This is a genomic window from Arthrobacter sp. QXT-31 (genome assembly GCF_001969265.1).
GTDB lineage: Bacteria > Actinomycetota > Actinomycetes > Actinomycetales > Micrococcaceae > Arthrobacter.
Map to the genome: position 1 here is coordinate 4,171,915 of NZ_CP019304.1, position 12,428 is coordinate 4,184,342.

Here is a 12,428-nt window from a genome sequence, read left to right on the forward strand (position 1 = left end):
CACCCGGTTGGGCGCTGTATTTAGATCCGCTCGCCGGCGGGTCCATCAAGGGGGGAGTCAGTCGTTATTCTTGCGGAGGGCTTCGGTCAGGACGCGGGCCGCGTTGCATACGACTTCCGCGTGCAGCCGTCCGGGCTGGCGGGTGAGCCGCTCGATGGGGCCGGAGATGGAAACGGCGGCAATGACGCGGCCGGAAGGGCCGCGCACCGGTGCGGAGACTGAGGCGACGCCCGGCTCACGTTCGCCGAGGCTCTGGCCCCAGCCCCGCCGTCGTACTCCGGCCAGGACGGTGGGCGTGAAGCGCGCCGACTGCAGGCCTTCCAGCAGGCGGTCGTGGTCTTCCCAAGCGAGCAGCACCTGGGCCGCAGAGCCGGCTTTCATGGACAGCTGTGTTCCGACCGGGATGGTGTCGCGAAGCCCGATGGGCCGTTCGGCGGAGGCGACGCAGACCCGCCAGTCACCCTGGCGGCGGAAGATCTGGGCGCTTTCGCCCGTGGCGTCGCGCAGCTGCATGAGCACGGGCCCAGCGGAGGCGATCAGCCTGTCCTCGCCGGCAGCGGAAGCGAGCTCGACGAGCCGGCTGCCGAGGACAAAGCGGCCCTGGATGTCACGGCTCACCAGGCGGTGGTGAACCAGCGCCAGTGCCAGCCTGTGCACCGTGGGCCGCGCCAGTCCTGTGGCAGCGACGAGCTGCGCAAGAGTGGTGGGTCCGGCCTCAAGCGCGTCGAGCACCTGCGCTGCTTTATCAATGACACCGACTCCACTAGAATTGTCCATGTATTGATATTGCCGTCTCAATATCTGAGATGCAAATCATTTGACTGGCTTATTACACAGCTCTGCTGTTTCAGTGGAACTAAGAGCAAAACAGCACCGAAGGGAGATGGCCATGGCCAAAACATTGGCCGAGAAAGTCTGGGATGCGCACGTGGTGCGCAAAGGTGACGGCGACGGCGCCAACGCCCAGCCTGACCTTCTGTACATCGACCTGCACCTCGTCCATGAGGTGACTTCCCCGCAGGCGTTCGAAGGGCTCCGCCTGGCCGGCCGCAAGCTGCGCCGCCCGGACCTCACCATCGCCACCGAGGACCACAACACCCCTACGCTGGACATCGACAAGCCGATTGCCGACCTGACCAGCCGGACCCAGATCCAGACCCTGCGCAACAACTGCGAGGAGTTTGGCGTCCGCCTGCATCCCCTCGGCGACGCCGAGCAGGGCATCGTGCATGTCGTCGGCCCGCAGCTTGGGCTGACCCAGCCCGGCATGACCGTGGTCTGCGGCGACTCGCACACTTCCACCCACGGCGCGTTCGGCGCGCTGGCCATGGGCATCGGCACGTCCGAAGTGGAGCACGTCATGGCCACCCAGACGCTGTCCCTCAAGCCCTTCAAGACCATGGCCATCAACGTCGAGGGCACCCTGCGCCCCGGCGTGACCGCCAAGGACATTATCCTCGCTGTCATCGCCAAGATTGGCACCGGCGGCGGCCAGGGCTACGTCCTGGAGTACCGCGGCTCCGCCATCCGCGCGCTGTCCATGGACGCCCGCATGACCATCTGCAACATGTCCATCGAAGCAGGCGCCCGCGCCGGCATGGTGGCTCCGGACGAGACTACCTACGCCTACATGAAGGGCCGGCCGCACGCGCCGGAGGGCGCGGACTGGGACGCCGCCGTCGAGTACTGGAACACGCTGCGCACCGACGAAGATGCCGTCTTCGACGCCCAGGTTGACCTGGATGCCAACACCCTCGAGCCGTTCGTCACCTGGGGCACCAACCCGGGCCAGGGCGTCTCCCTCTCGGCCAACGTGCCGTCCCCGGAGGACTTCGGCGACGAGAACGCCAAGGCCGCCGCTGAGCGTGCCCTGCAGTACATGGGACTGGAAGCCGGAACGCCCATGAAGGACATCCGCGTGGATACCGTCTTCCTGGGCTCCTGCACCAACTCCCGCATCGAGGACCTGCGTGCGGCGGCGGACATCATCCGCGGCCGCGAGAAGGACCCGAAGGTCCGGATGCTCGTGGTTCCCGGCTCGGCCAGGGTGCGCCTCGAGGCCGAGGCTGAAGGACTGGACCGTGTGTTCAAGGACTTCGGCGCGGAGTGGCGCTTCGCCGGCTGCTCCATGTGCCTCGGCATGAACCCGGACCAGCTGGAGCCGGGGGAGCGGTGCGCCTCCACTTCCAACCGCAACTTCGAAGGCCGGCAGGGCAAGGGCGGACGCACACACCTCGTTTCCCCGGTAGTCGCAGCCGCCACGGCCGTCCGCGGCACGCTGAGCTCGCCTTCGGACCTCGATCCGGCACCGGAATCCGCCGCAGCCCTGACCACCGACGCAGCCTAGGAGGACGCCATGGAAAAGTTCACCACCCACACCGGTATCGGCGTCCCGCTGCGCCAGAGCAACGTCGATACTGACCAGATCATCCCGGCCGTGTACCTCAAGCGCATTACGCGCACCGGCTTTGAAGACGCGCTCTTCTCCGCCTGGCGGAAGGATCCGTCCTTCATCCTGAACCAGGAGCCGTTCAACACCGGGTCCGTACTGGTGGCAGGCCCCGATTTCGGCACGGGCTCCTCCCGCGAGCACGCCGTCTGGGCGCTCAAGGACTACGGCTTCCGTGCCGTGCTCTCCTCCCGGTTCGCCGACATCTTCCGCGGCAACTCGGGCAAGCAGGGACTCCTTGCCGCCCAGCTTGCCCAGGATGACATCGAGCTCATCTGGAAGACTCTCGAAAACGCCCCGGGCACCGAGGTGACCGTTGACCTCGTGTCCAAGACCGTCACGTGCGGCAACGTTGTGGCACCGTTCGAGATCGACGACTACACGCGCTGGCGCCTGCTCGAGGGCCTCGATGACATCGGGCTGACCCTGCAGCACGAGGAGGACATCACGGCCTACGAAGCGACGCGGCCGTCCTTCAAGCCCCTCACGCTGCCGGCGAAGACTGCATAAGTAAGGCCGTCTTAGCAAGGCAACGAAGCATTCCCGAAAGGCCCGCCGTGCACAGCCGCAGCGGGCCTTTCCGCTGCCCCCGGTTCGCGTGCCGAAGCCCACACACCCGCGTCAGTATTTCGGTTCGGTAACGCGAACTCATATGCTTAGCTGGTGCCTTTGTAAGGATTTGGGGGCGAGTAGTCGTGAGGAAACCGGTAAATGAGTAGTGTTCTGACAATCCGCGGAGGCGTCCCGCTAACTGGCCGTGTCAGCGTCCGCGGTGCCAAGAACCTTGTACCCAAGGCCATGGTGGCAGCGCTGCTGGGCAACGAGCCCTCCGTGCTGCGGAACGTCCCGGAAATCAAGGACGTTGAGGTGGTCACCAGCCTGCTCCAGCTCCACGGCGTGACCGTCGAGAAGGACCCGGTCACCGGGGATCTCACCCTGGATCCCAAGGCGGCCAAGACGGCGTCGAGCACGGCCATCGATGCCCACGCCGGCGACTCCCGGATCCCCATCCTGCTGTGCGGCCCCCTGATCCATGCCATCGGCGAGGCCTTTATCCCGGACCTGGGCGGCTGCAAGATCGGCGACCGGCCCATCGACTACCACCTGGACGTGCTGCGGCAGTTCGGCGCCGTCGTCGAGAAGCGCCCCGGTGGCATCCACATCTCCGCGCCCAAGGGGCTGCACGGGGCCAAGATCTCCCTGCCCTACCCGTCGGTCGGCGCTACAGAGCAGGTTCTTCTGAGCGCAACGCGCGCCGAAGGCATCACTGAACTGTCCGGTGCCGCCACCGAGCCCGAGATCATCGACCTCATCGCCGTGCTCCAGAAAATGGGCGCCATCATCAGCGTCCAGACGGACCGGACCATCCGCATCGAGGGCGTCCGCGACCTTGGCGGCTACAACCACCGCGCGCTCTCGGACCGCAACGAATCGGCCTCCTGGGCCTCCGCGGCCCTGGTGACCCGCGGCGACATCTTTGTTGAAGGCGCCTCCCAGCGGGACATGATGACCTTCCTGAACACCTTCCGCAAGGTGGGCGGCGGCATGGATATCGCCGAGGACGGCATCCGGTTCTACCACCGCGGCGGCAAGCTCAGCCCCCTGGTCCTGGAAACGGACGTCCACCCGGGATTCATGACCGACTGGCAGCAGCCGCTCGTCGTGGCCCTGACCCAGGCTGAAGGCGTGTCCATCGTGCACGAGACCGTGTACGAGAACCGCTTCGGCTTCACCGACGCCCTCATCCGCATGGGTGCCAGCATCCAGGTGCACCGGGAATGCCTGGGCAGCGTGCCGTGCCGCTTCGGGCAGCGGAACTTCCTGCACTCCGCGGTCATCTCGGGTCCGACCCAGCTCAAGGGAACCGACATTGACGTGCCGGACCTGCGCGGCGGCTTCAGCCACCTGATCGCCGCGCTGGCCGCCACGGGCACCTCCCGGGTAACGGGCATTGACATCATCAACCGCGGCTACGAGCGGTTCACTGAAAAGCTGGCCGCGCTCGGCGCCGACTTCGACATCTCGTCGGCGAAGTAGCGGGGGCCCGGTGAAGGAATCGGCCAGGAGCCACATAACGTTCATGGTGATCGCCAGCATCGTCCGGCCGGTCCTGAACCTGATCATGAGCAAAAAATGGGAGGGCACGGACAAGCTTCCCGCCGGGGGCTTCATCGCCGTACCCAACCACTGCACCGAGATCGACCCCCTCGTCATCGGGCACATGCTGTACAGCCAGAAGCGGGCCCCGCACTTCCTGGCGAAGTCGGGCCTTTTCAAGGTTCCCGTTGTGGGCGCCGTGCTGCACGCCACCAAGCAGATCCCGGTGGAACGCTCGACGGCGGGTGCTAACCGCTCGCTGCAGCTCGCCCAGGAGGTCGTGGCAGAGGGCGGGGCGATCATTATCTACCCCGAGGGAACGCTGACCCGTGACCCCGACCTGTGGCCGATGAAGGGCCACACCGGGGCCGCCCGGCTGGCCCTCGAGACCGGCATCCCGGTGGTGCCCATGGCGCACTGGGGAGCGCACGAGCTCTTTCCCCGCTACGCCAAGCGCTTCCACCTCTTCCCGCGCAAGACGTCCAGGATCCGGATCGGCGACCCCGTTGACCTCTCGCGGTTCATGGGCCAGCCCCGGGACAAGGCCACCCTGGCGGAAGCCACGGACGTCATTATGGATGCCGTGACCGGACTCCTGGCCGAACTCCGCGGCGAGCAGCCCCCCGCCCGGCGCTGGGACCCGAGCGCCCACAACCAGACGAAGCACGGCCGCGACGTTGAGCGGGGCAAAAAATGACACCTGTCTCTGCCCGGCCCGGCTCCGCCGTGTCCGTGGCGGTGCTGGGCGCCGGTTCGTGGGGCACCACGTTCGCGAAAATCCTCGCCGACGCCGCCACCGCCTCCGGGGTGGACCGCAGCATCCGGGTCTGGGGACGCCGTCCGGAAGTTGTTGCCGAGATCAACGGCAACCACCGCAATCCCCAGTACCTGGCCGACATCGACCTTCCGCCGAGCATCACCGCCGCCACGGACGTGGCCGAAGTGCTGTCCGGAGCTGACCTGGTGGTCCTTGCCGTTCCCGCGCAGTCGCTGCGCCTCCAGCTGCGCAAGTGGAAGCCCCTGATCGGGCCCGACGCCCTCGTGGTGTCCCTGATGAAGGGCCTCGAGCTGGGTTCCGATGCACGGATGAGCGAGGTCATCGCCGAGGAGCTGGACATCCCCGCCGAACGCATCGCGGTCGTGTCGGGGCCCAACCTGGCCATGGAGATCGCCCGCGAGGAGCCCACGGCGTCGGTCGTTGCCTGCCCCGATGCCGCCGTCGCCGGCTGGATCGCCAGAAGCTGCACCGCCCCCTACTTCCGCCCCTACACCACCTCCGACATCGTCGGCGTTGAGATCGGCGGCATCGTCAAGAACGTCATCGCGCTGGCTGTGGGCATCTGCGAGGGAAAGCAGATGGGGGACAACACCAAAGCCTCCGTCATCACGCGCGGGCTGGCCGAAACGTCCCGGCTGGCCCTGGCACTCGGCGGCAAAGCCCACACCATGGCGGGGCTGGCCGGACTCGGGGACCTGGTGGCCACGTGCTCCTCGTCGCTGTCCCGGAACCACACCGCGGGCCGCCTGCTGGGTCAGGGGCTCACGCTGGACGAGGTCGCGCAGAAAATGACCCAGACGGCCGAAGGCATCAAGTCCGGGCCGGCCGTCCACGAACTTGCCGGCAAGGTCGGCGTCGAAATGCCCATCACGGCGGCCGTCGTAGCGGTCCTCGCCGGAAAATTGTCCGTTGACCAACTCGGGCCGCTGCTGCTGTCCCGGGAACTTAAAGCCGAAGGCGATTACTGACAGTGTCGGAAGAAAACTTGACCGCAGCGGACAAGAACAGCAACGCAACCCAGGAGGGGACGACTCAGCGCAAGCCGCGCGTCGCCGTCCTTTTTGGCGGCCGTTCCAGCGAGCACGCCGTCAGCTGCGTGACCGCGGCCGGTGTACTGGGAGCCATCGACCGGACCAAGTACGACGTCGTCCCCATCGGCATCGCCAAGTCCGGCCAGTGGGTCCTCGCGTCCGGGGACACGGCACAGTGGTCCCTGTCGGCGACGGCGCTGCCGGAGGTTCCGGCGTCGGCCCAGACGGTGACCCTCACCGAGATCGGGGGAGAGCACCAGCTGATCGTGACCGCCCCCAACGAGGTTCCGCAGGAACTTGGCACCGTGGATGTCGTGTTCCCGCTGCTGCACGGACCGTTCGGCGAGGACGGCACCATCCAGGGTTTCCTGGAGCTGTCAGACACCCGTTACGTCGGCGCCGGCGTGCTGGCATCGGCGGTTGGCATGGACAAGCACTTCATGAAGGTGGTCTTCGAGGCGGCCGGCCTGAAGGTTGGCCCCTACGTCGCTGTGACCGACCGGCAGTGGCGCAACGACCCCGAATCCGTCCGCAAGCAGGTCGACCTGCTGGGCTTCCCGGTGTTCGTCAAGCCCGCCCGCGCGGGGTCCTCCATGGGCATCTCCAAGGTGGACTCGCTGGACGGCCTGGACGCCGCCATTGAGGCGGCCCGCGAGCATGATCCCAAGCTGGTGATCGAGGCCGGCATCGTGGGCCGCGAAATCGAATGCGCCGTGCTCGAGGGCCGCGGTTCCGATGCGCCGCGCGCGTCCCTGCCCGGCGAGATCTCGGTGGCCGGGGACCAGCACGAGTTCTACGACTTCCAGGCGAAGTACGTGGATGACGCTGCTGCCTTGAGCTGCCCCGCGGACATGCCCGAGGAAGCGATCGCCCGCGTCCGCGAGCTTGCCGCGGCGGCGTTCGAGGCGGTCGGTGCGGAGGGCCTGAGCCGGGTTGACTTCTTCTACACCCCGGACGGCGATCTCATCATCAACGAGATCAACACCATGCCCGGCTTCACCCCGAAGAGCATGTACCCGCAGATGTGGGCGGCCACCGGCCTGTCCTATCCGGAGCTGATCGACGAGCTGATCTACCTGGCCCTGAACCGGCGGACCGGCCTGCGCTAATTCCGCCCGGCAGGCGCACCGCCTATTTGCTGGTGGGGAGGTCCTGAAGGTCCGCCTGGCCCACGCAATTTCGGCTGGCCTTGATCTTCGTGGCCGCGCCGGAAAGGTCAGCAAGGACGGTGGCCGAGCTGATCTTGTTGGGATCCATCAGGATTTCCGTGGCCGGTTCCCGGCCGTAGGTGGTCAGCGTCCACACGGGGTTGCCCTCCTTGATGACCCAGTCGACATCGTTGACGCTGACGCAGCGGTCTGTGGTGGGGCCCGGAGCGTTTACCCCGCACCGCAGGATCACCAGCGACGGGTCACCCCAGGCGGCGGTGGCCTGGCTGTTCGTTTTCCGCAGGCGGGCGTCGCCGATGGCATCCGGAAGGGCCACCATCATGGGGGCACAGGCCGGATTGGCCGCATCGGCTGCCGGTGCAACGTCGACGGCGGGTGAACAGCCGCCCAGCGCCAGGCCAGTCACTGCCGCGGCTGCTGCCACCCTCAGCCTGCGGACGGATTTCTGGGCAGGTTTCTGGACAAGTTTCTGGGCAGGTTTCTGGGCAGGCGGGTAATGCATCCTTCAAGCCTATCCCTCGGCAGCGAGCCGCTCTGACCGCCCAGTTCCCTCCGGGCACCGTGTGACTGAGGCAGCGCGGACGCCGCTAAAAATGTCCGTCCGTGGCGGTAGCGTAGTGGCGTGCCCCAAACACCATTGACTGTCGCCCAACTGTCCGAAGCGGAGCTTTTGGCCCGGATTTTCCCGCGCCTGGAACTCAGCGCCCTGCACAGTGCCGCCGTGGTCCTCGGCCCCGGCGATGATGCCGCCATCGTTGCGGTTCCGGATGGCAGGACAGTCATCAGCATCGACACCCAGGTCCAGGACCAGGATTTCCGGCTTCAGTGGAACAACGGCTACCGGACCACCGGGTACGACGTCGGCTGGAAGGCCGCAGCGCAGAACCTCAGCGACATCAACGCGATGGGTGCCTCGGCAACGTCCATGGTGATTAGCCTGACCATGCCGCCTGACACGCCGGTGGGATGGGTCGAGGATCTGGCGGACGGCCTCACGGCAGCCATCAGCAAGCTGGGGGCCGGTGCGTGCTCCGTTGCCGGCGGCGACCTTGGCCGCGGGCGGGAGCTGTCGGTCACCGTTGCAGTCCTTGGCACGCTTGGCGGCGGGCAGCCAGTTCTGCGGTCCGGTGCACAGGAAGGCGACGCCGTGGCTATCGCCGGGCGGGCAGGCTGGGCAGCGGCCGGGCTGGCGCTGCTGGAATCCAGCCACCAGGTGGACTCGCTGGCACCGGAGCTGCTGTCAATGCTTGAGCTTCAGTGCCGGCCGGAGCCGCCCCTGGATGCGGGGCCGCTGGCACGGTTCTCCGGCGCCACCGCCATGATGGATATTTCGGACGGCCTGGTGCGGGACGGCACCAGGATGGCCGCCGCCAGCGGGGTCGTGCTGGATCTGGACCCCGGGCAGCTGGCCGCGCTTGCCGAGCCACTGCGCCCGGCAGCCACCCTGCTCGGGGCAGACCCGCGCGCCTGGGTGCTGGGGGGCGGGGAGGACCACGGACTCCTGGCCACATTCCCGGCGGGCATGCAGGTGCCGCCCGGGTTTACTGGGATAGGCTCAGTACAGGCCTGCGGCGCAGACAAGGCGCCGGGCGTGACGATCGCGGGACGGCCCGCTGACTCCGTGGGATGGGATCACTTTGCAGACTAGGGTTGCCGCGAACGCGCAAGCGATGAAGCGGTGGTTGGGCAAGGCCGAAACCGCACTGGGCAACCACAGCGACCGCCTCAACGCCATCAACATTTTCCCCGTGGCCGACGGCGACACCGGAACCAACCTGTACCTCACGGTCCGTGCCGCGGCCCGGGCACTGCAGGACGCCGTTCCGGAAGATGCGGGCCAGCAGCCCAACGACGTGGGCGCCGTCCTGGCGCGCGCAGGCCAGGCCGCCATGGAACAGGCCAGGGGCAACTCCGGCACGCTGTTCTCTGTGTTTCTCTGTGCCGCAGCCGAACCGCTGGCCGGGCATCCCCGGCTCACATCGTCCCTCCTCGCAGCCGCGCTCAACCGCGCGCAGATAAGGGCCTGGTCCGCGCTGAGTGACCCCGTTCCCGGCACCATGCTGTCGGTCATGGAGGCTGCGGGCCGGGCAGCCGCAGCCGTCGACGCCGGGCAGAACGGCAACGACAGCAACCATGCGCTGGGCCTTGTCCTGGACGCGGCCGTGGCGGCCGCCCTCGAAGCCGTGGTCCGCACGGAGGGCCAGCTTGACGCGCTGCAGGCCGCGCACGTGGTGGACGCCGGCGGTGTGGGCATGCTGCTGATCCTCGACTGCCTCCGCTCGGTGGTGCTTGGCGAGGAGCTCCGCAACGAACTGCTGGACGGCCTGCACGGCTACGACCTGCAGGACCCCCACATCCACACCGACATGCCGGACGACGACGGCGTGGAGGTCATGTGCACCATCAGCCTCTCGCCGCTCGACGCCGCCATGCTCCGGCAGCGCCTCGATGAGCTTGGTGACTCCGTGATCATGAGCCAGGTGGGTCCTTCCGCGGACGTCGAAGGCCGGTACCGGTGGCGGGTCCACGTCCACGTTGCCGAATCGGGCCCCGCCCTGGCGATGATCAGGTCGCTGGGCGAGCCGTCGGACGTGTCCGTCAGCGACCTCGCCCTGCCCCGGGATCCGTCAGGTGAAGTGAGCGCAGAGGGAATGGGCGCAGAGGGAAGATGAACGTCGAAATGGAACTCGGCCTCGAGCGCCGGGTCGGCAAACGCTCCGCGAACGCGATCGAGAAGCACCTGGGCATCACCACTGTGGGCGGCCTGCTCAACCATTTCCCGCGGAAGTACATTAACCGCGGTGACCTGACGCGCATCAGTGAGCTTCCGTTCGACGAGGAAGTGACGCTCATCGCCCGCGTCGTCTCCAACAGCACCAGGCAGATGCGGCAACGCAAGGGCTCCATCACCGATGTCCTCGTCACCGATGACGCCGGATCGGGCACGCTGAAGATCAGTTTCTTCAACGCCCGTCTCCCCAGGGTCGAACTGCATGCCGGACGCCGTGTCATGTTCTCCGGGAAGGTGACGCGCTATCAGGGTTCACTGGGGCTGACCAATCCGAACTACCAGCTGCTGGACAAGGATCCGGATATCGCGGGCACGGACCCTGAAAAGCTCGCGGCCATGCCCATCCCGATTTACCCGGCCACCGCAGGCATCACCAGCTGGGCCATCCACAATGTCGTGAAGGCCCTGCTGGCAACCGCGGACCTGGACGCCTTGCCGGATCCGCTGCCGGCGGCCATATCAGCCCGCCAAAAATTCCTTCCGGTGCCGGAGGCCTACCGGCTCATCCACACCCCCGAAAACGCGCAGGACTGGCGCAAGGCCAGGGACCGGTTCCGCTACCAGGAGGCGCTGGTCCTCCAGTCCGCCCTCGCCCGCCGGCGCGCCCAGCTTTCGGCCGAGGAGGCCACCGCCCGGCGTCCGGTGACCGACGGACTGCTTGCAGCCTTCGACAGGCAGCTGCCGTTCACCCTGACCGCCGGCCAGTCCGCCGTCGGCAAGACGCTCGCGGAGGAGCTGTCGCAGAACTGGCCCATGAACCGGCTCCTGCAGGGCGAGGTCGGCTCCGGCAAAACCATTGTGGCGCTGCGGGCAATGCTCCAGGTTGTGGACGCCGGGGGGCAGGCGGCGCTGCTGGCACCCACGGAAGTCCTGGCGGCGCAGCACTTCGAGTCCATCCGGCGGACGCTCGGCCCGCTGGCCCGTGACGGACTCCTGGGCGGGCTGGGTGACAACGCGGTGCAGGTCAGCCTGCTCACCGGCTCCATGCCGACGGCCGCCCGCAAGCAGGCGCTGCTCGACGCCGCCTCCGGGACGGCCGGGATTGTCATCGGCACGCACGCGCTGCTGAGCGACAACGTCACATTCTTTGATCTGGGCCTCATCGTGGTGGATGAGCAGCACCGCTTCGGGGTGGAACAGCGCGATGCCCTGCGGGCCAAGGCCAGCAAGCCGCCGCACCTGCTGGTCATGACCGCCACCCCGATTCCGCGGACCGTGGCCATGACGGTTTTCGGTGACCTCGAAACGTCAGTGCTTGACGAACTGCCGGCCGGCCGGGCACCGATCACCACGCACGTAGTGGGTCTCGCGGAGAACCCCGCCTGGGCTGCCCGCATCTGGTCCCGTTCCCGCGAGGAGATCGAGTCCGGCCACCAGGTGTACGTCGTGTGCCCCAAGATTGGGGCGGACGACGACGGCGACTTCACTCCCGGTGAAGCGGAACCTGATCCCGGGGAACTGGAGGGGGACGGTCCCGCACGCGAACTGGCGTCCGTGACCGCCGTCGTCGATCACCTCAAGGAGGAGCCGGCGCTGTCCGGAGTGCCCCTGGCCCCGCTCCACGGGCGCCAGGACCCGGTGCTGAAGTCCGAGACCATGGCGTCGTTCACCGCCAACCAGACCAAGCTGCTGGTATCCACCACCGTGATCGAGGTGGGCGTGGACGTGCACAACGCCACCCTGATGGTCATCCTGGACGCGGACCGCTTCGGCATCTCGCAGCTTCACCAGCTCCGCGGGCGCGTGGGCCGGGGCGGCCTGCCGGGGACGTGCCTGCTCGTGACAACGCTTGAACCGGGCCACCCCAGCCGGCGCCGGCTCGATGCGGTGGCGTCCACCACGGACGGGTTCGAGCTTTCGCAGGAGGACCTCAAACTGCGCCGCGAGGGTGACATCCTCGGCGCCTCCCAGTCCGGCGGCCGGTCCACGCTGAAGCTGCTCCGCGTACTGGAACACGAGGACATCATTGCCCGGGCCCGCCAGGATGCCCAGCAGATCGTCGCCGCCGACCCCGGCCTGGCCGGCCATGCCGCACTTGCCGAGGCCATTGACGAGTACCTGAATCCCGAGAAGGAGGCGTTCCTTGAACGTGGCTAGCACGAACCCCCTGCCA

Annotated in this window: 11 protein-coding genes; 9 read left to right on the top strand and 2 right to left on the bottom strand. The window is 67.5% G+C overall.

The annotated features are described in order from the left end of the window. Positions 1 to 57 precede the first annotated feature (57 nt). Positions 58 to 777 (bottom strand): IclR family transcriptional regulator, encoded by a 720-nt coding sequence (locus BWQ92_RS18955; RefSeq protein WP_043420062.1) that lies wholly within the window; start codon positions 775 to 777, stop codon positions 58 to 60. A gap of 112 nt (positions 778 to 889) precedes the next feature. Here BWQ92_RS18955 and leuC point away from each other — a divergent pair, with 112 nt between their 5' ends. From leuC to BWQ92_RS18985, 6 genes are all read left to right on the top strand, one after another. After that, complete coding sequence (gene leuC, locus BWQ92_RS18960; RefSeq protein WP_076803831.1) at positions 890 to 2,347, top strand: 3-isopropylmalate dehydratase large subunit; 1,458 nt, start codon at positions 890 to 892, stop codon at positions 2,345 to 2,347. A gap of 9 nt (positions 2,348 to 2,356) precedes the next feature. Then, positions 2,357 to 2,959: a 3-isopropylmalate dehydratase small subunit gene (gene leuD, locus BWQ92_RS18965; RefSeq protein WP_076802186.1), complete on the top strand. Its 603-nt coding sequence runs from the start codon at positions 2,357 to 2,359 to the stop codon at positions 2,957 to 2,959. A gap of 201 nt (positions 2,960 to 3,160) precedes the next feature. Next, positions 3,161 to 4,486, top strand: a complete 1,326-nt coding sequence (gene murA / locus BWQ92_RS18970; RefSeq protein WP_076802188.1) for a UDP-N-acetylglucosamine 1-carboxyvinyltransferase — start codon at positions 3,161 to 3,163, stop codon at positions 4,484 to 4,486. Between the two features lie 10 nt (positions 4,487 to 4,496). Then, positions 4,497 to 5,243: a lysophospholipid acyltransferase family protein gene (locus BWQ92_RS18975; RefSeq protein WP_076802191.1), complete on the top strand. Its 747-nt coding sequence runs from the start codon at positions 4,497 to 4,499 to the stop codon at positions 5,241 to 5,243. Next, entirely contained in the window at positions 5,240 to 6,292 is a 1,053-nt protein-coding gene (locus BWQ92_RS18980) for an NAD(P)H-dependent glycerol-3-phosphate dehydrogenase (protein ID WP_076802193.1), read from the top strand. Before BWQ92_RS18975 ends, BWQ92_RS18980 begins: the two co-directional genes overlap by 4 nt. A 17-nt stretch (positions 6,293 to 6,309) precedes the next feature. Continuing rightward, a complete protein-coding gene (locus tag BWQ92_RS18985) occupies positions 6,310 to 7,464 on the top strand; it encodes a D-alanine--D-alanine ligase family protein (RefSeq protein WP_076803832.1) in 1,155 nt (384 codons plus the stop codon). Positions 7,465 to 7,486: 22 nt separating this feature from the next. On the opposite strand, the gene BWQ92_RS18990 is transcribed toward BWQ92_RS18985, so the two are convergent. Beyond that, the gene (locus BWQ92_RS18990) at positions 7,487 to 8,026 is read right to left on the bottom strand and encodes a DUF3515 family protein (protein ID WP_076802196.1); all 540 of its coding nucleotides are present in this window, start codon (positions 8,024 to 8,026) and stop codon (positions 7,487 to 7,489) included. Between the two features lie 120 nt (positions 8,027 to 8,146). Here BWQ92_RS18990 and BWQ92_RS18995 point away from each other — a divergent pair, with 120 nt between their 5' ends. From BWQ92_RS18995 to BWQ92_RS19005, 3 genes are read left to right on the top strand one after another with little or no spacing between them, the layout of a single operon-like run. Beyond that, positions 8,147 to 9,172, top strand: coding sequence for a thiamine-phosphate kinase (locus BWQ92_RS18995; protein WP_076802198.1), 1,026 nt, complete (start codon positions 8,147 to 8,149; stop codon positions 9,170 to 9,172). 22 nt (positions 9,173 to 9,194) lie between these two features. After that, positions 9,195 to 10,196 carry a DAK2 domain-containing protein gene (locus BWQ92_RS19000; RefSeq protein ID WP_076802200.1) on the top strand — a complete coding sequence of 334 codons (1,002 nt, stop codon included), beginning with the start codon at positions 9,195 to 9,197 and terminating at the stop codon, positions 10,194 to 10,196. Continuing rightward, positions 10,193 to 12,412 carry an ATP-dependent DNA helicase RecG gene (locus tag BWQ92_RS19005; RefSeq protein WP_076802202.1) on the top strand — a complete coding sequence of 740 codons (2,220 nt, stop codon included), beginning with the start codon at positions 10,193 to 10,195 and terminating at the stop codon, positions 12,410 to 12,412. The genes BWQ92_RS19000 and BWQ92_RS19005 overlap by 4 nt, the downstream gene beginning before the upstream one ends. The last annotated feature ends 16 nt before the right edge of the window (positions 12,413 to 12,428 follow it).